The 22,079-nt window shown below is 63.0% G+C and carries 19 protein-coding genes; 8 read left to right on the forward strand and 11 right to left on the reverse strand.

The genetic code is table 11. The annotated features are described in order from the left end of the window. Positions 1-20 precede the first annotated feature (20 nt). Entirely contained in the window at positions 21-1,451 is a 1,431-nt protein-coding gene (locus tag GJ699_RS07825) for an esterase-like activity of phytase family protein (RefSeq protein WP_195763488.1), read from the forward strand. Position 1,452: 1 nt separating this feature from the next. Here GJ699_RS07825 and GJ699_RS34135 read toward each other — a convergent pair whose 3' ends face one another. The 10 genes from GJ699_RS34135 to GJ699_RS07875 all read right to left on the reverse strand — a co-directional run bounded on the left by GJ699_RS34135 (position 1,453) and on the right by GJ699_RS07875 (position 11,343). Continuing rightward, the gene (locus GJ699_RS34135; protein ID WP_195763489.1) at positions 1,453-2,550 is read right to left on the reverse strand and encodes a hypothetical protein; all 1,098 of its coding nucleotides are present in this window, start codon (positions 2,548-2,550) and stop codon (positions 1,453-1,455) included. Positions 2,551-2,603: 53 nt separating this feature from the next. Further along, the gene (locus GJ699_RS07835) at positions 2,604-3,116 is read right to left on the reverse strand and encodes a hypothetical protein (protein WP_154374794.1); all 513 of its coding nucleotides are present in this window, start codon (positions 3,114-3,116) and stop codon (positions 2,604-2,606) included. A gap of 11 nt (positions 3,117-3,127) precedes the next feature. Continuing rightward, on the reverse strand, positions 3,128-4,117 hold the full coding sequence (locus GJ699_RS07840) for an extracellular catalytic domain type 2 short-chain-length polyhydroxyalkanoate depolymerase (protein ID WP_195763490.1): 990 nt from the start codon (positions 4,115-4,117) through the stop codon (positions 3,128-3,130). 341 nt (positions 4,118-4,458) lie between these two features. After that, positions 4,459-5,835, reverse strand: a complete 1,377-nt coding sequence (locus GJ699_RS07845) for a heavy metal sensor histidine kinase (RefSeq protein WP_154374798.1) — start codon at positions 5,833-5,835, stop codon at positions 4,459-4,461. Further along, complete coding sequence (locus tag GJ699_RS07850; RefSeq protein WP_154374800.1) at positions 5,832-6,524, reverse strand: heavy metal response regulator transcription factor; 693 nt, start codon at positions 6,522-6,524, stop codon at positions 5,832-5,834. Before GJ699_RS07850 ends, GJ699_RS07845 begins: the two co-directional genes overlap by 4 nt. A gap of 67 nt (positions 6,525-6,591) precedes the next feature. Next, complete coding sequence (locus GJ699_RS07855) at positions 6,592-8,439, reverse strand: prolyl oligopeptidase family serine peptidase (protein ID WP_154374802.1); 1,848 nt, start codon at positions 8,437-8,439, stop codon at positions 6,592-6,594. Positions 8,440-8,583: 144 nt separating this feature from the next. Next, a complete protein-coding gene (locus GJ699_RS07860; RefSeq protein WP_371867489.1) occupies positions 8,584-10,020 on the reverse strand; it encodes a heavy metal sensor histidine kinase in 1,437 nt (478 codons plus the stop codon). Then, the gene (locus GJ699_RS07865) at positions 10,017-10,688 is read right to left on the reverse strand and encodes a heavy metal response regulator transcription factor (RefSeq protein ID WP_154374804.1); all 672 of its coding nucleotides are present in this window, start codon (positions 10,686-10,688) and stop codon (positions 10,017-10,019) included. Before GJ699_RS07865 ends, GJ699_RS07860 begins: the two co-directional genes overlap by 4 nt. A gap of 69 nt (positions 10,689-10,757) precedes the next feature. Further along, entirely contained in the window at positions 10,758-10,994 is a 237-nt protein-coding gene (locus GJ699_RS07870) for a hypothetical protein (protein WP_154374806.1), read from the reverse strand. 4 nt (positions 10,995-10,998) lie between these two features. Then, positions 10,999-11,343, reverse strand: a complete 345-nt coding sequence (locus tag GJ699_RS07875) for a CzcE family metal-binding protein (protein WP_154374808.1) — start codon at positions 11,341-11,343, stop codon at positions 10,999-11,001. A gap of 191 nt (positions 11,344-11,534) precedes the next feature. Here GJ699_RS07875 and GJ699_RS07880 point away from each other — a divergent pair, with 191 nt between their 5' ends. Further along, positions 11,535-12,230 carry a COG4705 family protein gene (locus tag GJ699_RS07880; protein WP_195763491.1) on the forward strand — a complete coding sequence of 232 codons (696 nt, stop codon included), beginning with the start codon at positions 11,535-11,537 and terminating at the stop codon, positions 12,228-12,230. On the opposite strand, the gene GJ699_RS07885 is transcribed toward GJ699_RS07880, so the two are convergent. Continuing rightward, a complete protein-coding gene (locus GJ699_RS07885; protein ID WP_229261990.1) occupies positions 12,194-12,886 on the reverse strand; it encodes a response regulator in 693 nt (230 codons plus the stop codon). The genes GJ699_RS07880 and GJ699_RS07885 overlap by 37 nt on opposite strands. Positions 12,887-12,988: 102 nt before the next feature. On the opposite strand from GJ699_RS07885, the gene GJ699_RS07890 reads away from it, so the two are divergent. The 6 genes from GJ699_RS07890 to GJ699_RS07915 all read left to right on the forward strand — a co-directional run bounded on the left by GJ699_RS07890 (position 12,989) and on the right by GJ699_RS07915 (position 22,056). Next, positions 12,989-13,672, forward strand: coding sequence for a response regulator transcription factor (locus GJ699_RS07890; protein WP_154375113.1), 684 nt, complete (start codon positions 12,989-12,991; stop codon positions 13,670-13,672). Further along, positions 13,650-15,038 carry a sensor histidine kinase gene (locus tag GJ699_RS07895; RefSeq protein WP_154374812.1) on the forward strand — a complete coding sequence of 463 codons (1,389 nt, stop codon included), beginning with the start codon at positions 13,650-13,652 and terminating at the stop codon, positions 15,036-15,038. Before GJ699_RS07890 ends, GJ699_RS07895 begins: the two co-directional genes overlap by 23 nt. Before the next feature lie 117 nt (positions 15,039-15,155). Beyond that, on the forward strand, positions 15,156-16,334 hold the full coding sequence (locus tag GJ699_RS07900) for an efflux RND transporter periplasmic adaptor subunit (RefSeq protein WP_229261991.1): 1,179 nt from the start codon (positions 15,156-15,158) through the stop codon (positions 16,332-16,334). A gap of 9 nt (positions 16,335-16,343) precedes the next feature. After that, complete coding sequence (locus GJ699_RS07905) at positions 16,344-19,463, forward strand: efflux RND transporter permease subunit (RefSeq protein WP_154374814.1); 3,120 nt, start codon at positions 16,344-16,346, stop codon at positions 19,461-19,463. Positions 19,464-19,472: 9 nt separating this feature from the next. Continuing rightward, positions 19,473-20,885 carry an efflux transporter outer membrane subunit gene (locus tag GJ699_RS07910; protein WP_154374816.1) on the forward strand — a complete coding sequence of 471 codons (1,413 nt, stop codon included), beginning with the start codon at positions 19,473-19,475 and terminating at the stop codon, positions 20,883-20,885. A 4-nt stretch (positions 20,886-20,889) separates the two neighbouring features. Further along, positions 20,890-22,056, forward strand: a complete 1,167-nt coding sequence (locus tag GJ699_RS07915) for an ATP-grasp domain-containing protein (RefSeq protein ID WP_154374818.1) — start codon at positions 20,890-20,892, stop codon at positions 22,054-22,056. Positions 22,057-22,079 lie beyond the last annotated feature (23 nt).

Genomic DNA, 22,079 nt, shown 5'->3' on the forward strand with positions numbered 1-22,079 from the left:
TTTCAACCCGTCCGAACGATATGAAGACTCCCATTCTTTCCCTTTGCCTGCTGTACGGCGCGGCGGCCGCACTGTTGTCCGGCTGCGGCGGTAGCGATAACGGCGACGTCACCGTCCCCACCCTGGTCGGCTACGTCTCCGTTGCCGCCGACACCTTTGTCGACGGTCCCACCTCGGGCCAGTTCATCAGCGGCAGCGATTACACCACCGCCACCAGCACCTACGGCTACAGCCTGCCGTTCGCCGGCAAGCAGCCGGTGCAGGGCTTTTCCGCGTTTGCCGCCGCCTCGCAGGCCGGCTGCTACTACGTCATGCAGGACAATGGCTTCGGCAGCAAGGCATCGTCGCCGGACGCGCTGCTGCATGTGTATGCGATCAAGCCGGATTGGAGCAACGGCAAAATGGTGCCGGCTAATTTCTCGACCTGCGACAGCCTGACCTCGTTCGACGCCAACAGCTACATCCGCCTGCGCGATCCGGATCACAAGCTGGGCTACACGCTGGTGGCCGATGGCACCAACTATCCGGGCACCAGCACCGCCGGCGGCCAGACCGTCGCGGTCGATCCGCTGATCAAGAACAACCGCCTGCTGACCGGCGGCGACATCGATCCCGAATCGATGCTGATCGATGCCGATGGCAATTTCTGGTTTGGCGAAGAGTTCGGTCCCTTCCTCATCAAGACCGACCGCACCGGCAAAGTGCTGGCCAAGGAAATCCCGGTGCCGAACACGCTTAAGCTGGGCAGCAACCCGCTGGTACAGACCACCAACAACCCGTATCTGGTGGCCGGCACGGCCAATCTGCCCAGCTCCGGCGGCCTGGAAAGCATGACCATCAACACCTCGCGCACCCGCATCTATACGATGTTTGAGCGCGAACTGAGCACGGATACCGATACCCAGCGCCGCGTCATGAATGTGTTCGACATCGCCAGCGGCGCCTTCCTGAGCACCAGCTACGCCTACCGCGTCGACAACGGTACCTACGTCAATGCCGCCGGCAGCACGGTCAAGGAAAACTTCAGCGTCAACGACATGACCGCGATTAACGATCATGAATTCCTGGTGGTGGAAAAGGATCGCGGCGCCGGTGATGCCCGCACCGACAACTTCCCGGCCTCGGGCGCCGACCGCGTCGCCGCCAAAGTCAAGCGCGTCTACAAGATCGACTTGAACAAGGTGGACGCCAATGGCTATCTGGTCAAGGAACTGCTGGTCGACCTGATGAACATTGCCGATCCCAAGCAACTGGGCGGATCGGCCACCATCAACGGCATGTTCACCTTCCCGATGGAATGCGTGGAGTCCGTGCGCATCCTTGACAGCCGCACGCTGATGCTCACCAACGATAACAACTACCCAGGCGGCTCGGCCTCGCGCAATCCCAAGAAGCCGGACAACAACGAGTTCATCCTGGTGCGTCTGCCGGCGCCGCTCAACACGCCGTAAGCTATTTTCCCTCGGACGTGGTTTTCAAGCCGAGATAGGTGCCGGCGCTGATGCCGAGCAGGCCCAGCAGGGTATTGTCGAAGTCCGGCATCGACAGGTTCTTGTACACCTGCTCGACGAAGACGATGCCCAGTACAAAGGTCCACACCGCCATCTGGAAGCGGTGGAAATTGACGCCCTGCCCGTCGCTGAGGATATCGCGCCACCAGCTGCGTGGCGCTGGCGGGGCGGCGGTTGGCACGGCCGCATCAGCCGGGAGCGGCGCAGGCGCAGGCGCAGGCGCTGGTGCTGGCGCCGCGTCCGCCGCCTGCTTCGACTGATCGATGATCGACGAACCAACCACCGTGCCGCCGCTGATCCCCATTAGCGTCAGCACGGTGCTGGTGATCGGTGAACTGTAATCGCCGGTAATGAGGCCAATGAACAGGTAGGACGCAACGATCAGGAAGAACCACACCGCTGCCTGCGTGCGCGCCAGACTGTACGGCTTCTTGTCGCCGGTCGGCGGCCCGACGTCACGCAAGATCTCGGTGCGCGCGGCCAACCTGAAAAACACCACCAGCAAGGCCACAAAGAACATCATCCACACGCCCAGCCACAGCGACGGGATCACATCCAGCGCCATGCTGGCCTTGGAGCTGATGGCATAACCATCTTCCAACCCGATGCTGACGGAAACCACGCGCGGCTTGAACGACGGCTTGCCCAGCAGATAGGTCCAGGTGTCGCGCTCTTCTTCATTACGGTTGAGCAGAAACGACAGCGTGCCGGAATCCGGCCGGGCCGGCGGATATGGCGGCAGCGTGGGCAGCGGCCGACCATCCAGAAACAACACAATGCGCTTGTGCAAAGGCGAACACTGCTCATAGTTAAGCAGCGTAGCGAGATTGTCCGCCCGAATGGTGATGGCGTCGCGTAATTGCACCGATGGCACGGCGGGAGCCGGATCGCCGGCTTTGGTCCCTTTATAGACCTGCGTCACCTGCACATTGGCAATGTCCTTGGCGTTAGGACAAACGGCCAGCGCCGGCACCGGCGCCAGCACCGGCGCGTCGGCGGCGTGCGCCGCTATCATCCAGCCGGCCGCGAGGATAAACAAACAGCACCGGAAAGTGGGTCGCAGAGCATGCCGCATACGTTTTCCTCGTCAGGTCAGGCCGGTGAAGGCAGTTTTTTTTGCGGATCGGCGGCGATCAGGTCGTTCAGCGTGCGCTCGGTCAACACGGTGGCGGCCGACGACACCGAATTCAGCAGCGTGACCACCTTGCCGGCGTTATCCTTGACCAGCGCGTCGACATCCTTCAGATAACCAAACAGCACCAGCGAAACCTCGTCCTTGGTCTGTGCCTTGCGCAGGTCGTCGACCAGGCTGTTGTTACGAGTCAGCAGGCTTTGCAGCACATCCTTCTGCTGCGCCACCAGATCGCTGGACAGGCCGAACGGCAGCCCCAGCAGGTTCTGCGCCGAGATGCTGGCGCCCTGCGGCTGCCAGGTGTCCAGCTGGGTGTGCAGCAGCTTGGTGCCGGTGCTGGCCTGCAGGTCGCCCCAGTCCTTGAAAGCGGCCAGCGCCGATTTGGCGAACTGGGCGAATTGCGATTGCACGGCGGTCAGGCTGGACTTACTGAAATCCAGCAAAGGCAAAGCGGTAAGCGTGGTCGTGGTCATGGTGGTTTCCTTTATTGAGAAGTAGCAGAGGCCAGTACGGAACGCGGCTGGCCCAGGCGTTGAATCATGGCCGCGATGGCTTTCATCTGCGGCGCGTTCCTGGTGTAAAAATTCGGGTTGTTCTGATCATCGCTGGAATAGCCCCAGAAGTCCCAGCAGCCCTTGGGGTTGGCGGGAATGCCGGAGGATGGATGGGCTTGCGGATACAGGATGATCAGCTTGTTGGTGTCGGCAAACTCGTTGTAACCGGTGCCGTTGTAGAAACGGTCGCCGATCACACTGGCGCCCTGCTCGCAGCCATGGAAAGCCACGTGCACGCCGCAAGCGCTGCGCTGGCACACCGCCGGAATATAGACATAGGCATCGGCATCCATGCTGGCGCGCTCACTGCTGAAGAACTCGCCCTGATTGAAGCGCGTGATGCCCTGCGTCGCACTCGGCGAGGGCTTCTGCACCGCCGGCCCGTAGATGTGCTTCAACAGCACTTGCGACTGCGTGAAGTCACAGTCGTTAATATACGGCGGCGCGGTCACCGGGCAGGCCACGTCGGACGGCTTGGCGGTGACGATGGAATGGCCGGCTTTGGTGGTTTTGTCGTAGACGATGTTGGCGGCGGGCACGTGGGCCAACGCGTAATACTTGGGCACCGCGTCAACCACCATGGTTTTCACGGTGGTGTCGTTGGAGCCGCTGAAAACATACACCTTCTGCCGCGCCAGATTGCTGACCGGATCGATAAAGCCAGCCTGGGCGAAGCGCCGCGCGTTGGCCCACGAGATACCGGCGTCGGCCGCCACCGCCGCGATGGCCGGCGTCATGCAAGTGGTGGTGGCGTTGCCCAGATAGTTAAGCTCCGGGTAAGTGCCGGCGCAAAAATACGGCCCGGCCGCGATCACGCCCACGCCCATGAATACCGACGAATACGCGGTCGCCAGCTGCGCCGCCATGAAGCCGCCCGAGGAAATGCCCGACACCGACACCAGGTTCAGATTCGCCCCCAATGCAGGCAGTGGCGCCGAATCCGCCCAAGCGGCGGATGGTAGTAACGCGAGTAAATAGGCTAGTTGTAGCCTAAGAATAGTCCTACGCCCCATGATATCCCTTTCATCGCGATTGTTAAAATAATGACATCACGAAAATTCTAGCAGGATAAAATGACAACGGCGCTAAAAATTATGTAAGTGTTGTAGCTATCCCATTGATTTACCTAGATTTATAATTCATATGAGACAGAAGAGTTACCTCAGATAATTAATAATTTCACATCGCGGCAATAATATATTGGGCGGAGTCAACGGTATTATCTATTCGATTCCAATAAAATAGTTACGTAGGACATATCCTACAAGATTGCAACGCTGAAACCGATGCTATTGCGGCCGGCGGCAGACTGCGCGAACACCGTGCCGTGATGGATCTGGGCGATGGCCTTGACGATGGCCAGCCCCAGCCCGTAGCCGCGTTTGTGCGCCCCGCCGTGGCGTGCCGGATCGGCGCGGTAGAAGCGGTCGAACAGGCGCGGCAAATGCTCGGCCGTGATGGCCGCGCCGGGATTGATGACCGCCACAGTGACATGCTCAGCAGCGCTACGGATGCTGACTTCGATCCGCGCCTGCGGGCTGGAATACTGGATAGCGTTGTCCAGCAGGTTGACGAAGGCGCGCCGCAACAAGGCGCCATCCAGCCGCGCGCACGCGCCCAGATCGCCAGTGACGATGACCTCCTTGCCGGCTTCATCCAGCGCCGGTTCAAGGAATTCCACCGCCTTGTTGATTTCATCCGCGATATTGGCCTCGGCCAGCGCCGGGCGCGCTTCGCCCCGATCGGCGTGCGCCAGGAACAGCATGTCGTTGACGATCGAACGCAACCGCCCCAACTCCTCCAGATTGGAATGCAGAATATCGGCCAGCTCGTCCGCGCTACGCGGTTTGGCCAGCGCCACCTGCGTCTGCCCAATCAGGTTGGACAGCGGCGTGCGCAACTCATGGGCGACATCGGCATTAAAGGCATCCAGCTGATGATAGGCGTGCTCCAGCCGCGCCAGCGCGCCGTTAAAGGCGCTGGTGACGCCAGCCAATTCACGCGGCAGCGGTTCCAATTCCAGGCGCTGCGCCAGATTGGCCGGGCTGAGCTGCCTGGCCTGTCCGCTCAACTGCCGCAAGGGCTGCAGCCCCAGACGCACCACACACTTGCCCAGCACGTACACCGTGGCGGCCGCCGCCAACGACAGCAGCACCAGCGCCAGCAGGAAAACCCGGCGCGCCTCGGTATAGGGCCGGGTGTCGATGCCCACCACCAGCGTGACCGCAGGCCGCTCACGGTTGGCGTCAAAGTGCTGCGCCAGCACGCTCAACGTATAGTCGCTGCCGGGCAGGCGCAGCTCGCGCATTTGCATATCGCCCAACGACTGCCGCGCCATAAAGCTCAGGTCGCCGCCAAAACGGAATTGCGGCGCATCGCTGAGCACCCAGAAGCGCATGCCGCCATCGGTCGGCGTCAGCACGCCCATCTTGCGCGACACCCGCTGCCAGCCATCCACATGATCGATGCGTTCGATCTGGTAAGCGCGGTCATGCAGCGCCGACGACAGCTGGCGGCGTTGGTACCCCTCCAGTTGCACGATGAGCAGCGTGTACAACGCGGTGCTGATCAGTACGATCACAGTCAGGGTGGTGATGCTGAACAGCGATACCAGTCGCCGGCTGATCGAGTGCTTCATGGTTGCGACTCGCCATCAGCACCGCGTGCTTCCAGCACATAGCCCATGCTGCGCACCGTGTGCAACAGCGGATGCGGCGAGTCGGCGTCGATCTTGTTGCGCAGGCGCCGGATCGCGACTTCGACCACATTGGTATTGCTGTCGAAATTCATTTCCCACACCAGTTCGGCCAGCGCATTCTTGGACAGAATCTGTCCCTCGCGCCGCGCCAGCGTCACCAGCAGCGTGAACTCCTTGGCGGTCAAGTCGATGCGGCGGGTGCCACGGTAGGCCTTGCGGCTCAGCAGATCGATCTTCAAATCACCGATGCTGAGCTGCAGTTGCTCTTGGGCGCGCTGGCGCCGCGTCAACGCGTGCAGCCGCGCCAGCAGTTCAGGAAAATAGAATGGCTTGATCAGATAATCATCAGCGCCGTCGCGGAAACCGCGCATGCGGTCATCGACGCTATCGCGTGCGGTCAGCATGATCACCGGAGTCTGCTTGCGCGTGCGCAGCTCGCGCAGCAGGCTGAAGCCATCCTGACCCGGCAACATGACATCCAGTACCACCGCATCGTAGTTGTTCTGCATCGCCAGCAGCCGGCCATCAATACCGTTGCGGCCGATGTCGACCGTGCAGCCATGTTCGGTCAGGCCACGATAAAGGTAATCCAGCGTTTTCGGTTCGTCTTCCACCACCAGTATATTCATTGCTGTTGCCTTTCAAACGCAAAAAGGCGCAGCCTGCACGGCTGCGCCTGAACCTTATCGGCGTGGTTTAGTAATCGGCGGCGGTCCAGCCAGGCAAGCGCACCAACCCGCCGGTCGGGCTACCGAAGCTGGTGTTGTAGCCAGCCGTGCCCGAGGTGGTCGCAGCGGTCTTGTAGTAGTAGCTCTGGCCGCTGAAGATCAGGTGGGTGGCGTCGGTCAACTGGGTGGTGGCCGGCACGAAGGGCTTGTTCAAAGCTAGCTTGGTGCGGTTCATTTCCTGTTGACGCGTGCGGCTCAGCAGCCACTCATAGTTGGCCTTCAGCTTGTGCGCGTAGACCCAGGTAACCATGTGGCTGCCGCCATCGTAGGCTTCCCAGATGATGCCGGAGTCAGGGTTCTTGAAGTCGGTGGAAGCGACCAGCGCGCGCACGGCGGCATTCTGCTGGTCGACGGTCGCCGTGAGCGGGCTGAAGCTGGTGTAGCGGCTGCCCTTAATGTCGATCACGCTGCCGGTGATGTCCTTGTACAGCACCGCCGTCTCACCCCAGATCGGCGTCGAGAAGCTGTCACCGATGCAGTTATCGATCAGGATGTTGTCATCGGAAATCATGTAGTACCAGTTGCGGTAATCGACCGCGTTGCCGTTCGCATCCTTGGTCCAGATGGTGGCGTCGTTCGACTGGTAGTACCTGGCGCCACCGAACGGCACTTCCAGGTTGAAGTTGTTACCCCACTGCGAAGCGATCGGCCAGACCGCAGCAAAGTAGTTATCACGCTGAGCCGCCATCGCCACCACCTGCATGCCGCCCATCGACTGGCCGGAAGCATAGATGCGGTCGGCATCGATGTTGTACTTGGACGTGATGTAATCCATCAGCTGCCAGGTGGCCGGCACGGCGGCGCTCATCGAATAATTATCGCGCGTGCTGCGCAACTCGCTCGGGATCTGCGGCGCCACCACGATCAGGCCGGCGTAGCCCTGGTCCTTGGCCAGTTGCTGGATTTCGGCCGAGGCGTAATTGGCGTTGGCCTTGGCTTCGGTCAGCGTGATCATCGGATCGGTGCCCAGCGCGCCGGCGTCCACCACATGCAGCACCAGCATGTATTTCTTGCTGGCGTCATAGTCGGCCGGCACGTACAGCGCATATGGCAAATCCACATCATGCAGCAAGCCGTCGATTTCATCGAAGCAGTTGGTGGCGTGGAAGGCGGCGCCGTCCGCCGTATAGCCCAGGGTCAGGATGGAATCGTTGCTGTAGCGCTTGAAGCTGGTGATATTGGTCAGATTGAACGTGCTGGCCTTGGCGGTGTTGGTGTAGGTGGTCGCGCCCTGCATGCTGACGGCGGTCACCACGGTGTAGTTGGTGAATTCGGTGGCGCTGGCGTTGACGGTGGTGTTCGCGGCGGTGGTGAAGGCCGCGACCTGTTTGATGCCGGCCGCCATGGCCGCGCCGTAGGATGGCACGGCGGCCAGCTGGTAATCGGTGTTCAGCGTGATGACCACGTAATTGCCGCTGCCGGTTTTGCCGTCGGTGTCGAACGGCTCGTTGTCGATGTAGACGCCGGTGACCGCGCCCGGATTAACACCCAGTTCCACCGCCTTGCCCTGCGCATAGTCCCACACCTCGAAAGTACTGGCGCTGACGCTGGCGCCCTTGAGTTCGACGTTGTACTTGATGGCGATGGCTTGCGCCTTGGCGCCATCCACCTCCACGGTACCGGTGGTGGTCACGCCGGTGATGGCGCTGTCGGCGGCCAGCGTGACGGCGGCTGGGGTGGTAGTGGTGGTGGCGGCGGCGGTGCTGCTGGTCGTGGCCACGGTGCCGCCATTGCCGCCACAGCCGGCAAGTGCCAGCCCGAGCAGCACAGAGGTGATGCCCGGCGTGAGCTGATGTGTGCGATATCGCGTTGTCATAAAGTCTCCGTTGTCTATTTATATTTGAACCGACGCTTTTTGCGCGGGCAAGACAATGGTAAGGATCGGCCGTGCCGCACTTAATGCACAAAACCGCGATCCGCTGGTACTTTTCCCCAAACTGGCAAAAATGTAATCTTGGCGTCAGCAAGTGGGTGCGGAACAGAACCGCAGGCTGAAGGTGGTGGTGGCGCCGGGCATGCTGTGCACTGTGGCCTCTCCTCCATGCAAACGCATGATGGCGCGCACAATGGCCAGCCCCAACCCGGTGGAAGCGTTACTCGGCCGTGCCGAATCGGCGCGATAATAGCGTTCAAAGATATGCGGCAGATGCTGCGCGGCCACGCCGTCGCCAGTATTGGCGACGTCGATTTGCAGTCCATCGTCGGCCTGCCGCAGCGTCAGCGTGATTGCACCGCCGCGCGGGGTGTGCGCGATGGCGTTCGACAGCAAATTACCCAGTGCCCGGCGCAGCAAGGTGGCATCCGCGTCGAGCGTCGCGTTGGCGGCGGTCTGCGCCAGCGTCAGCGTGATGCCGGCCTCCTCCGCCAGTCCCTCAAAGTAGTTGCGGATGCGCAGCAACTCGGCCTGCGCGTCCAGCGTCTGCCGGTTGATGGCCAGGCCGGCGTTGTCCACCCGCGCCAGGAACAGTGTGTTCTCTATCATGGTGGCCAGATGCTCGTACTCTTCCAGATTGGACGCCGCCAGCGTCTGGTATTCCTCGACGGTGCGCGGCCGCGACAACGCCACCTGTGTCTCCATCATCAGCGTGTTGACGGGCGTGCGCAGATCATGCGCCAGGTCGGCGGCAAAGCCGGACAGCCGCTGTACGCCATCCTCCAGCCGGTCCAGCATGGCATTGAAGGCGGCGCCCAGCTCGCGCAATTCCAGCGGGCCGCGCTGCGCCGGCAAACGGGTATTCATGCGGTGCGTGCTGATATTATTGGCCTGGCTGATTACCATGCGTAACGGCGCCATGCCTTGCCGCACGATCAGAAAACCAAGCACGGCGACCACGGTCGCGCCCAGCGTCACCGCGCAGGCAAGATTCAGCAAGTAATGCCGCAGAAATTCCGAGTGCCGCGAACGCGGCCGGGAAATCGAGATCTGTACCGGCGTGCCGGCCACATCGCCCAGCACGCCGATGGCATTCAGCACCCGCAGCTCATCCGGCGCCCACGACTGCCGGTGCACATCTTCCGCCTGCGGTGTGCGCGTGATCGGCACCAGTCCCTGCGGCGACAGCGTGGATGGAAAATACATCGGCGCGGTAGTCTGCAATATCACCTTGCCATCCATGCTGGACAGCCGCAGCACCAGGCCATCGATGCCGTGCACCGAATGCCGGAACGGTGCCGGCGCTCGGTCAATGGAAGCGATACTGGAGTAATCGGACAGCAGGCTGCGCACCAGCACCACCTTGTCGACCAGCCGGCCATCATCGCGCAGCTCGATTTTACGCACCAGCACCTGGTACAGATAGGTCCCCACCGCCGCGAAGGTCAGCACCGAGACGATCGCGAACAACAGCGTCAGCCGGAACGCGATCGAGCTGGCTCTGGCACCGGCCGTCAATCTCACGCCCTGATCTCCAGCACATAGCCCATGCCGCGCACCGTGTGCACCAGTTTGACTGGATAGGGATCATCGATCTTGGCGCGCAGGCGGCGGATCGCGACGTCGACCACATTGGTATCCGACTCGAAGTTCATGTCCCAGACGTGGGACGCGATCAGCGAGCGTGACAACACATCCCCTTCCCGCTCCGCCAGCAGATGCAGCAGCGCGAAGTCCTGCACCGTCAGGTCGATGCGCACCTCGCCACGCGTGACGCGGCGGCGTTGCACCTCAATCGACAGATCCGCGATACTCAGCCGGTCTTGCACGCGCGGCGGCGCGCGCCGCAGCAAGGTACGCAGCCGCGCCAGCAGTTCCGCGAACGCGAACGGTTTGATCAGATAATCGTCCGCGCCCAGCTCCAGGCCGCGCACGCGATCGGCCACTTCGTCACGCGCGGTCAGCATCAACACCGGGGTCTGCTTGCGCTCGCGCAGTTGCTGAAGCAGGCTGAAGCCATCCAGGCCGGGCAGCATCACATCCAGCACGATCAAGGCATAGTCGGCGTTCAGCGCCAGATGCAGACCATCGACGCCGGTGCGCGCCAGGTCGGCCTGGAAGCCGGCTTCCAGCAGCCCCTTGCGCAAATAATCGCCGGTTTTGGTTTCATCTTCAACAATCAGGATACGCATGATGATGGCACTAACAAAACCGCAATTTTGCTTGAGTTTGGAGGTTTGAAAATTAGAAAGTCCTGAAATTCACGCCACAGCCCGCTGTTTGGCCGCCACCGACTCCCGCAGCAGCACATGCTGTAACTGCGAGAATGCGGCGGGCGTCAGCAGGGTGCAATCGGCCAGCCCGCACAGCCAGGCGTTCACCGACAGAGACAGGTGGGCGCGCGTTCTGATTTCGCGTTCCCGCCGTATCTCTGCCAGCAACGCCAGCCAGCGTGCCGCCAATCCCGGGCTGGGAAGCAGCTCTTCGCGGTCTGGCATCGGTTTAACGGTAGAGCGGGTCGCGGGCGACGTAGACTTCGATGTCCTTGGCCGGGAAGCCGGCTGGCGCGATGGTGGACAGCCGCACATCGTCCTCATCGCGCAGGGTGCGGAAGTTCCAGGTGAAGGTCTGATGGCCGCTGACGAAGGTGACGGTGTCGCCGTTCTCGACGTTCACCGTTTTGGTGTCAGCGCTGATGTTGATGAGCTTTTCGGAAGCCGTGGCGGGCTCGGTGTGACCGTAGTCACTGGCCGGCGCAGCGTGCGCGCCGGCGCTCAGGCCGGCAGTGGCGATCACTGCCGCGAGCAGCAGGCGTTTGGACATCGAGATGGCGGAATGGTCTGTCATGCGGTTCTCCAGATAGGTAGTGGCATCAGCGCTGATTGGCTAATGAAAACCATTATAGAAACCACACGATTACCGCAGCATTGCCTCTGGATTACACTTTTATTACCGCAACATGTCAGAAAATTAATGATGGTTTAATACAGGCTGCGCTAGCCTGCATGCTGTCTCCGATCATCTACAGGATGCCAGCCATGAAAACTGTCCATATCCCGGCCGTCAACCCACGCTACTGGACGGCGATCACGCTGGCCAGCATCTGCGGCACCAACCTTGGCGACCTGTATGCGCACACCACGCATCTGGGCATCATGCAGGGCTTGCTGATCCTGTGCGTTATCGCGGCTGCCGTGTTTGCGGCGGAGCGCGCCGACCAGCGTGTGCATGAAGCCTACTACTGGCTGGTCATTCTGATCATTCGCACTGGCGCGACGAATATCGCCGACTATCTGGCTTTCCGTGTCCACATTCCCATGCCAGTGCTAATCGTCGGACTGGCCGCCGCTCTGGCCATGCTGGCGTGGCGCACCCGGCGCGATGCCGCCACAGCCAGCGTGCCCAACACCGATGCCGCCTACTGGATCGCCATGCTGATTGCCGGCGTGTTCGGCACCGTCAGCGGCGACGCGCTGTCCCACCTGATCGGCCAGGGCTACGCCAGTATCTGCCTGAGCCTGCTGCTGGCAGCCGTGCTGTGGTGGAACCCTGGCGCGGGCGCCTATTGGCTAATCGTCGCCACGGCCCGCACCGCCGGCACCGCGATCGGCGACTGGCTGGCCGAGAACCAGCTGATGAATATCGGCCTGCCGCTGTGCACCCTGATCACCGTCTGCGTCTTTGCCTCTGTTCTGTTTTACTCGCCATCGGTGGCCAGGGCGCGGATGCAATAGCCGGCACCCGCCACCGTGTGGATCAGGGCGGCCTCGGTGTCGTGGTCTACCTTGCCGCGCAGGCGGTGCATATGCATGTCAACGATATTCCCTTTGGGATCGAAGTCGTAGTTCCACACCGCCTCCAGCAGCATGGCCCGCGTAACCACCTGGCCGGGACGCCGCATCAGCTGCTCCAGCAAAGCCAGCTCGCGTGCCTGCAAGCGCAAGTCGCGCGCGCCACGCACGGCGCTGCGGGCCGCCACATCCAGCTTGAGGTCGGCCACCTGCAACACCGTCTGCCGGCGCCCCTCATCGTTGCGGCGGGCCAGCGCCTCGATGCGCGCCAGGATCTCGGCAAACGCATACGGCTTGACCAGATAATCGTCGGCGCCCGCCTTCAGCCCCTCGACGCGTTGTTGCGTGCTGCTCAGCGCGCTGATCATCAGTACCGGAATGCCAGGATCGCGCCGGCGCAGCGCGCTGACCAGTTCGACGCCATCCAGCCCCGGCATGCGGCGATCGACCACCACCACGTCATAAATGCCCTCGCCCGCCATGGCCAGGCCGGTGCGGCTGTCGGCAATATGGTCGGCCACATGGCCGCTTTCCGCCAGGCCGCGCATCAGGTATTGGGCCGAACGGACATCGTCTTCGATGAGCAACAGTCGCAACATGAACGATTTTTAATGTTGAAGAGAACTACCATTAGCCAGCGCTACGGCATAATGGATCAGTATAACAGCGCACTGGACAGTCATAACAAGGAGGCCGCCCGCATGGCCAAGGTACTGGTAATCGAGGATGATACGCAAACCGCGCAGGAGCTGCACGCCGCGCTGAGCGACGACGGCCACCAGGTCGAGCTGGCCGATAACGGCCGCGCCGGCCTGCTGCGCGCCGCCGCCGACAACTACGACGTCATCGTGCTCGACCGCATGATGCCCGGCGGCCTGGATGGCCTGGCGGTATTGTCCACGCTGCGCACGGCCGGCGTCACCACGCCGGTGCTGATTCTGAGCGCGCTATCCGCCGTGGACGAGCGCGTGCGCGGCCTGCGCGCCGGCGGCGACGACTATCTGGCCAAGCCCTTCGACTACATCGAACTGACCGCGCGCCTGGACGCCCTGCTGCGCCGCCGCGACGCCCCGGCCGCCGTCACCAGTTTCAAAGTCGGCCGCCTGGAAATGGATTTGCTGACCCACAGTGTGCGCCTGGCCGGCCAGGCTATCGACTTGCAGCCGCGCGAATTCCGCCTGTTGGAATATTTCTTCCGCAACGCCGGTGAAATCCTGACCCGCACCATGGTGTTTGAAGCGGTATGGGAATACCGCAGCGACGAGCGCAGCAACGTGATTGATGTCCACATCAGCCGACTGCGCAAGAAAATCGATCCCGACGGCAGCGCGCCCCTGATCCACACCGTGCGCGGTTCCGGTTATGTCTTCCGCGCGGCCGAGTAAGCCGGTCTCGCTGGGCGAGATCCGCCGCGCCGCCAGCTTCCGCACGGCGCTGCTGTTCCTCGCCTTGTACGGCGTGATCGGCGCGCTGCTGTTTGGCTTCCTCTATCAGCAGATATCCAGCTACGCGCTGGGCCGCATGGACGAATGGCTGGCGCGCGAGCGTAACGCTTTCCTGCGCAGCGCGCCGTCGGAGCTGGTCGAGCGAGTCAACTACCACGCCCGGCTCGATCCCGACAACGCCCGTCCGTTCGGTCTCTACGGCGCCGACGGCAGCCCGTTGGCCGGCGCCTTCCCCGGCCCGCGTCCACCCGCCTCGGTCGATGGCCGCGCCTACACGCTGCCGGTCCAGCAAGGCGCCAGCCGGCGCGAGCTGCGCGTCGCCGCCTATCCCTTGCCGGATGGCCGCCTGCTGGTGCTATCCCAGGATTTGTACGAAGCCCACGAGTTCAATGAAGTACTGCTGCGCGCGCTAGCCTCGGCTGCGCTGCTGGCCGTGCTGCTTGGGCTGGCGGGCGCGGCCTGGATCGGCCGCCGCGCCGTCCACCGGCTGGACGCCATCACCGGCGCCATCCAAAGCATCGTGCTGGGCGACCTCAGCCAGCGCCTGCCGCAACGCCCGCTGCAAGACGGCGGCGACGACCTGGACCGGCTGGTCACGGTGGTCAACGGTATGCTGGACGAGATCGAGCGCCTGATGCATGAGGTTAAAGGTGCCTGCGACAACATCGCCCACGATTTGCGCACGCCGCTGTCACGCCTGTTGGCCGGACTGGAGCGTGCCCAGCGCCGCGCCGCCAATACCGATGAATTCCGCCTGGCGGTCGAAGCGGCAATCGCGGAAACGCTATCGCTGCTGGCCACTTTCAACGCCATGCTGCGCATCTCGGAAGTGGAGGCCGGCGCCCGCCGCGCCGGCTTTAGCGATGTCGACCTGGCCGCCATCGTCGACGACGCCGTGGAGTTTTACGAACCCAGCGCCGAGGACAAGCACATCACGCTGACCTACCAGCGCCCGGCGGGCTGGCAGTTCGCGCTGCGCGGCGATGCCAGCCTGCTGTTCGAAGCGCTGGGCAATCTTATCGATAACGCCATCAAGTTCACGCCGGAGCACGGCCAGATCAACGTTGCGCTGGTGCGCCAGCCCGATCTGGTCGGCGTCGAAATCCATGACAGCGGCCCCGGCATTCCACCCGCCGAGCGCGAAGCCGTATTCCAACGCTTCCACCGCAGCGAAAGCAGCCGCCACACACCCGGCAATGGCCTCGGCCTCAGTCTGGTGGTCGCGGTGGCGCACTTGCACGGCGTGCAGGTGCGCATTCTTGAGCAAGGCCCGGGTTGCCATATCGGCTTCTACCTGCCGGCCTAGCCCAACCTTAACTATTGTTCATACTCCCAAGAAACGACGTTAACCGTCGCGCGCGCAAACTGGCTGCAAGGATGACGGCAACCCGCTGTCATCGATCGACATCGATGGGATATCGACATGCCAGTTCAACAAAAACATCTACTCCCCGCGCTGCTGGTGCCAGCCATGCTGCTGGCCTTGAGCGGCTGCGGCAAGCAAACCACCACGCCAGCCCAGCACGCCGCACCGGCGGTTGACGTGATCACGGTCCACCCAACCAGCGTCCCGGTCAGCATCGAGCTGCCGGGCCGCACCACGCCGTATCTGGTCGCGCAAGTCAGGGCGCGGGTTGATGGCGTCGTGCAGCAGCGCAGCTACACCGAGGGCGCCGACTTGCGCGCCGGGCAGGCGCTGTACCGTATCGACGACGCCCCCTACCGCGCCACGCTGGCCAATGCGCAGGCCGCCCAGCAAAAAGCCGCCGCCAATCTGGTGGCCGCCAATGCCCAGGCCGAACGCTACAAGAACCTGGTGGCCGGCAACGCCGTCAGCAAGCAAGCTTATGACAATGCCGTGGCGGCGCAAGGCCAGGCCGCCGCCGATCTGGCTGCCGCGCAGGCCGGCGTGCAGACCGCGCGCATCAACCTCGGCTACACCAACGTCACCTCGCCGATCGCCGGCCGCAGCAGCGTTTCGCAAGTGACGCAGGGCGCCTACGTGCAGGCCAGCGCGGCGACGCTGATGACCACCGTGCAGCAAATCGATCCCATCTATGTGGACCTGAGCCAGTCCAGCGTGGCCGGCCTCCAATTGCGCCAAGCCATCGCCAGCGGCGAGCTGCGCCCCGACAGCAACGCCCAGCCGGCGGTCAGCCTCAAGCTGGAAGATGGCAGCACTTACCCGCTGCAGGGCAAGCTGCAGTTCACCGGCATCACGGTCGACCAGGCCACCGGCACCGTGGGCGTGCGCGCGGTGTTCCCGAATCCGCAACATGTGCTGCTGCCGGGGATGTTTGTCCACGCCAGCCTGGTGCAAGGCGTGAATACCAAGGCCATGCTGGTGCCGGCCGGCGCCGTCAGCCATAACCAGCAAGGCCAGGCCACCGCGCTGGTGGTCGATGCCGGCGGCAAGGTGGCGCAGCGCATCCTGCAGGCCGACACCCTGCGCGGCAGGGACTATGTGGTCACCGCCGGTCTGCAAGATGGTGAACGCGTGATCGTCAACAGCCTGCAAAGCGTGCAGCCGGGCATGCAGGTACGCGTGGCGGCCGCACCCAGCACTGTTGCCGCGGCCGCCGATGCGGCTAACGGTCACTAAGGGGGAATCATGGCTCAATTCTTTATACGACGCCCTGTATTTGCCATCGTACTGGCTCTGCTCATCATGCTGGGCGGGATCATCGCCCTGACCGGCCTGCCGGTGGAACAGTTCCCGCCGGTGGCGCCGCCGACCGTGCAGATCTCCACCAGCTATCCGGGTGCTTCCGCCGTCACCATGCAGGACACCGTGGTGCAGGTGATCGAGCAGCAAATGAGCGGCATCGACAACCTGTTGTACATGTCGTCCACCACCGATGACACCGGCGTGTCGACCACCTCGCTGACCTTCGCCACCGGCACCGATCCCAACATCGCCCAGGTGCAGGTGCAGAACAAGCTGCAGCTGGCCACCCCGCTGCTGCCGGCGCCGGTGCAGCAAAGCGGCGTGCAGGTCACCAAGTCCACCAACAGCTTCCTGATGGTGGTGGGCTTTGTCTCGACCGACAACAGCATGAACAAATTCGACATCGCCAACTACGTGGTGTCCAACGTGCAGGGACCGCTGAGCCGCATCAACGGCGTCGGCAATATGAACGTGTTCGGCAGCCAGTACGCAATGCGCGTCTGGCTGGACCTGGACAAGCTGCACAGCTACGCGCTGTCGCCGCTGGATGTGACCAGCGCGCTGACCGCGCAAAACGTGCAGATTTCCGGCGGCCAGCTGGGCGCCGCGCCGGCCGTGGCGGACCAGCAGCTCAACGCCACCATCACCGAATCGACGCTGCTGCGTACCCCGGCGGACTTCGGCAACATCCTGCTGAAAGTGCAAGCGGACGGCTCGCAGGTGCGCCTGCGCGACGTCGCCCGGGTTGACCTGGGACCGGAAAACTTCAAGGTCGACAACAAGTACAACGGCGCGCCAGCCAGCGGCATCGGCATTCAGCTGGCGCCCGGCGGCAATGCGCTGGACACCGCCAATGCCATCCGCGCCCAGCTCAAGCAATTGGAGCCCTACTTCCCGCATGGCCTGAAGGTGGTCTATCCAAACGACGTCACGCCCTTCATCAAGATTTCGATTGAAGAAGTCGTCAAGACCCTGATCGAAGGCATCGTCCTGGTGTTCCTGGTGATGTACCTGTTCCTGCAAAACGTGCGCGCCACGCTGATTCCGTCGATCACCGTGCCGGTGGTCCTGCTGGGTACCTTCGGCATGATGTCGGCGCTGGGCTTCACCATCAACACCCTGTCCATGTTCGGCCTGGTGCTGGCGATCGGCCTGCTGGTGGACGACGCCATTGTGGTGGTGGAAAACGTCGAACGAGTGATGCACGAAGAGCATATCGGCCCGCTGGAAGCGACCCGCAAGGCCATGGGCCAGATCAGCGGCGCGCTGATCGGCGTGGCGCTGGTGCTGTGCGCGGTGTTCGTGCCGGTGGCGTTCTCGGGTGGCACTGTGGGCGGCATCTACCGCCAGTTCTCGCTGACCATCGTGATTTCCATGCTGCTGTCGGTGTTTGTCGCGCTGTCGCTGACACCGGCCCTGTGCGCCACCTTGCTGAAGCCGGCCAGCGACCATGCGGCCCAGCGCGGCTTCTTCGGCTGGTTCAACCGCACCTTCGACAGCGGCCGCGACAAATACGTGCACGGCGTGCGCCACATCGCCGCCCGCTCCGGCCGCTGGCTGATCATTTACGGCGTCATCATCGCCGCCGTGCTGCTGATGTTCGCCAAGCTGCCAACCTCCTTCCTGCCGAACGAAGACCAGGGTTACATCTTCGTCCAGGTCCAGGCGCCCACCGGGGCCACCCAGGCCCAGACCGGCGTCATCCTGGACCGCGTCGATACCTATCTGCGCACCAAGGAGAGCGACGTGGTCGACGCCACCTTCATGGTCAACGGCTACAACGATGCCGGCCGTGGCGGCAATCAGGGTCAGCTGTTCCTGCACCTGAAAGACTGGTCGGAACGCACCAACGCCAACCAGACCGCAGCCGCGCTGAGCGACCGCATCACGCGCCACTTCGCGCATGACAAGGACGCCGTCATCACCACCATCAGCCCGCCTCCGATCCGTGGCCTGGGCAGCGCATCCGGCTTCGACTTCGAGCTGCAGGACCGCGCCGGCCTGGGACACGAGGCGTTGGCAAAAGCGCGCGATCAACTGCTGGCCCTGGCCGCAAAAAACCCGGCACTGGCGCAGGTCCACCTGAAAGGCCAGACCGAAAATCCCACCTTCAAAGTCAATATCGACCGTGAAAAGGCGGCCGTGCTGGGCGTTAGCGCGGCCGATATCGACCAATCGTTCTCGATTGCCTGGGGCGCCAAATACGTCAACAACTTTCTCGACACCGACAACCGCATCAAGAAAGTCTATGTGCAGGCCGATGCACCGTTTCGCATGAATCCGCAGGACATGGACAAGCTCTACGTGCGCAACAGCACTGGCGGCATGGTGCCGTTCGGCGCCTTCGCCAGCGCCAAATGGACGTATGGCCCGCCGCAGCTGCAGCGCTACAACGGCGTCGAAGCGATGGAAATCCAGGGCCAGCCGGCGCCAGGCTATAGCACCGGCCAGGCCATGCTCGAAATGGAGAAGCTGGTTGCCCAGCTACCGCAAGGCATCGGTTATGAATGGACCGGCAGCTCGCTGCAACAGAAGCAAGCCAGCTCGCAGGCACCACTGCTGTACGCCCTGTCCATCCTGGTGGTGTTCCTCAGCTTGGCGGCATTGTATGAAAGCTGGTCGATTCCGATCTCGGTGATCATGGTGATCCCGATCGGCGTGTTGGGCGCGCTGGCGGCCACCATGCTGGCCGGTCTGACCAACGACGTCTACTTTCAGGTCGGCCTGCTGACCACCATCGGCCTGTCAGCCAAGAACGCGATTCTGATCGTCGAATTTGCCCGCGAGTTGCAGCAGCAAGGACGCTCCGTGCTGGAAGCCGCCATCGAAGCGGCGCAGATGCGCTTGCGTCCGATCGTCATGACCTCGCTGGCCTTCCTGCTGGGCGTACTGCCGCTGGCGCTGTCGCATGGCGCCGGCTCGGCCAGCCAGAACTCGATCGGTACTGGCGTGATTGGCGGCACATTGGCGGCCACCTTCATCGCCACCTTCCTGATCCCGATGTTCTTTATCGTCGTGATGAACAAGCTGGGATCGCGCAAGACCGCCATCCCGCAAGCATAGGAGCACAGCATGAAAACCCTTACCCTCGCCGTTGGCGCCGCCCTGCTGGCCATGGCCACCGGCTGCTCGCTGCAACCGGTGTATCAGCGCCCCGCCACCGCCATGCCCGCCAGCTATCCGGCCGGAGCGGCCTATGGCCAGACGCCGGCCGGCGCCACCGCCGCCAGCACCGACTGGCGCGCCTTCCTGGCGGATGCCCGCCTGCAAAAACTGGTGGAACTGGGCGTGCACAACAACCACGATCTGCGCATTGCCATGCTCAACGTCCAGCGCGTGCAGGCCCAGTACCAGTTGGCGCGCTCCGGCATGGCGCCGCAACTGGGTGCCACCGCCAGTCTGGACACGGCGCATACGTCCGGCAAGTCGGGCGACAGCAAGGCCGACACCACCAGCAAGAGCTATTCCGCCGGTCTATCACTGTCCTGGGAGCTGGATTTCTTCGGTCGCCTGCACAGCCTGTCCGACGCCGCATTCCAGCAATACCTGGCCAGCGACCATGCGCGCCAGGCGGCTGAAATCCTGCTGATCTCGCAGATCGCCGACCAGTACCTGACCACGCTGGCCGCCGACGCGCAATTGCACTTAACCCGCGCCACCCTGACGGCCGCCGAGGAAGCCAGCAAACTGGTCCAGCTACAGTTCGACAACGGCACTGTGTCGGAACTGGATCTGCAGCTGGCGCGCACGGCGGTCGATCAGGCCGACGCCAACTTGCAGGCCCAGCTCCGGCAGCGTGCCCAGGCCGAAAATGCCCTGGTGCTGCTGATCGGCCAGCCCTTGCCGGCCGACTTGCCGCCACCGGCCAACTTGCACGACAATTTCATCATGGCGGACGTCCCGGCCGGCCTGCCCTCCGACCTGTTGCGGCGCCGCCCGGACATACTGGAAGCGGAAGCCACGCTGCGCGCGGAACACGCCGACATCGGCGCCGCCCTCGCCGCCTTCTTCCCCAGCCTGTCGCTGACCGCCGGCGCCGGCACGCAAAGCGCCGCCCTCGGTGGCCTGTTCAGCGCCGGCAGCGGCGCCTGGTCGTTCGTGCCAGCGCTGACGCTGCCGATCTTCAATGCCGGCGCCAACCAGGCCAATCTGGACGTCGCCGTGGTCAACCGCGACATCGGCGTGGTCCAGTACCAGAAAACCGTGCAGACCGCATTCCGCGAAGTGGCCGATGGCCTGGCCGCGCGCGGCACCTATGAGCACCAGCTGACAGCCCAGCGCCAGGAAAGCGCCGACCAGCAAAAGCGCTTGGAGCTGGAAAACATGCTCTACAAGAATGGCGTCGACAGCTACCAGAATGTGCTGACCGCACAGACCGCGCTGTACGCAGCCCAACAGTCCCTGCTGACAGCACGCCTGAATCAGCTCACCAGCCTGGTCGACCTGTACCGGGCGTTGGGCGGCGGCTGGCAAGGAGCCCAATAGAAAAATGGATCAATTAATAAACAACGCGCGCACCGCGTTTGCGCCGCTGATCGGCTATGCCAAGCTGATGCGCTACGCGATGCGTGGACAGGATCTGAACCCGGTCGCGGCAGGCCTGCTACGCCGCGTGCTGCACGAACCGAACGATGTCCATGCCGCTCTCGATTACTCCATCGTACTGCAGCTCACCGGCCAGCCAGCAATCGCCATGCTGATGCAGCAGCGCGCGCTGGACCGGCAAGTTTGCTATTCGCGACTGGCCGGGCCGCTGAAGCTGCTGGTCGTCATGGGGCCGGGAGAGCTGATGTGGAACACACCGGTGGAACTGCTGCTGGAAGACGCCGACATTACCATTCACACGCTATACCTGACCCACGACCACCCATGGCCTGACGCGCTGCCCGAGCACGACGTGCTGTTCGTCGCCATCGCCGAGTCGCGCGGCAACCACAGTTTGCTGATGCGGCTGGCGCAAATTACCGAGCACTGGGAGCGCCCGGTAATCAACCGTCCGCAACGCATCGCCGCCCTGACCCGCGACGCCACCAGCGCGCTGCTGAGCGGTGTTCCTGGCTTGCGCGTGCCGTCCACCAGCCGCGTCGGACGCGATGTGCTAATGCACTGCGACTTCTTCCCCTTTATCGCCCGACCGCTGGACTCGCACGCAGGGCGCGACCTGGTATGTCTTGAGGATGCGCGGCAAATCGCCGCCTATCTGGTTGAAGTGGCGGACGAACAATTCTACGTCTCACCATTTGTGGACTACCGCAGCGCCGACGGCTTGTATCGCAAATATCGTGTGGTGCTGATTCAGGGCCAGACCTTCCTCGGCCATATGGCGATTTCGTCGCACTGGCTGGTACATTACCTGAACGCCGGCATGGATGAGAGCGCGGACAAGCGTGCCGAAGAAGCCGCCTGTATGGACAGTTTCGACACCGGCTTCGCGGCCCGCCACGCGGCGGCACTGCAAGAGCTAAACCAGCGTATCGGACTGGACTACCTGGTTATCGACTGCGCCGAGCTGGCCGGCGGCGAGTTGCTGATTTTCGAAGTCGGCACCGCGATGGCGGTCCACTCGATGGACGACGCCGCGCTCTATCCCTACAAACAGCCGGCCATGCAAAAAATCTTCTCCGCCTTTCAGAGTATGCTGGAAGGCTATTTATAATTTGAAAGGACGCCAGCAGTGCT

The sequence above is a fragment of the Duganella guangzhouensis genome (assembly GCF_009674535.1).
GTDB classification, from domain to species: domain Bacteria; phylum Pseudomonadota; class Gammaproteobacteria; order Burkholderiales; family Burkholderiaceae_D; genus Rugamonas; species Rugamonas guangzhouensis.

What these genes read in the sequence shown, in the direction of transcription:
- GJ699_RS07910 (WP_154374816.1), top strand. Translation starts at nt 19,473, where the DNA reads ATGAAAACCCTTACCCTCGCCGTTGGCGCCGCCCTGCTGGCCATGGCC.
- GJ699_RS07865 (WP_154374804.1), bottom strand. Translation starts at nt 10,688, where the DNA reads ATGCGTATCCTGATTGTTGAAGATGAAACCAAAACCGGCGATTATTTG.
- GJ699_RS07880 (WP_195763491.1), top strand. Translation starts at nt 11,535, where the DNA reads ATGAAAACTGTCCATATCCCGGCCGTCAACCCACGCTACTGGACGGCG.
- GJ699_RS07885 (WP_229261990.1), bottom strand. Translation starts at nt 12,886, where the DNA reads ATGTTGCGACTGTTGCTCATCGAAGACGATGTCCGTTCGGCCCAATAC.
- GJ699_RS07855 (WP_154374802.1), bottom strand. Translation starts at nt 8,439, where the DNA reads ATGACAACGCGATATCGCACACATCAGCTCACGCCGGGCATCACCTCT.
- GJ699_RS07835 (WP_154374794.1), bottom strand. Translation starts at nt 3,116, where the DNA reads ATGACCACGACCACGCTTACCGCTTTGCCTTTGCTGGATTTCAGTAAG.
- GJ699_RS07900 (WP_229261991.1), top strand. Translation starts at nt 15,156, where the DNA reads ATGCCAGTTCAACAAAAACATCTACTCCCCGCGCTGCTGGTGCCAGCC.
- GJ699_RS07845 (WP_154374798.1), bottom strand. Translation starts at nt 5,835, where the DNA reads ATGAAGCACTCGATCAGCCGGCGACTGGTATCGCTGTTCAGCATCACC.
- GJ699_RS07850 (WP_154374800.1), bottom strand. Translation starts at nt 6,524, where the DNA reads ATGAATATACTGGTGGTGGAAGACGAACCGAAAACGCTGGATTACCTT.
- GJ699_RS07825 (WP_195763488.1), top strand. Translation starts at nt 21, where the DNA reads ATGAAGACTCCCATTCTTTCCCTTTGCCTGCTGTACGGCGCGGCGGCC.
- GJ699_RS07905 (WP_154374814.1), top strand. Translation starts at nt 16,344, where the DNA reads ATGGCTCAATTCTTTATACGACGCCCTGTATTTGCCATCGTACTGGCT.
- GJ699_RS07915 (WP_154374818.1), top strand. Translation starts at nt 20,890, where the DNA reads ATGGATCAATTAATAAACAACGCGCGCACCGCGTTTGCGCCGCTGATC.
- GJ699_RS07870 (WP_154374806.1), bottom strand. Translation starts at nt 10,994, where the DNA reads ATGCCAGACCGCGAAGAGCTGCTTCCCAGCCCGGGATTGGCGGCACGC.
- GJ699_RS07890 (WP_154375113.1), top strand. Translation starts at nt 12,989, where the DNA reads ATGGCCAAGGTACTGGTAATCGAGGATGATACGCAAACCGCGCAGGAG.
- GJ699_RS07875 (WP_154374808.1), bottom strand. Translation starts at nt 11,343, where the DNA reads ATGACAGACCATTCCGCCATCTCGATGTCCAAACGCCTGCTGCTCGCG.
- GJ699_RS07895 (WP_154374812.1), top strand. Translation starts at nt 13,650, where the DNA reads ATGTCTTCCGCGCGGCCGAGTAAGCCGGTCTCGCTGGGCGAGATCCGC.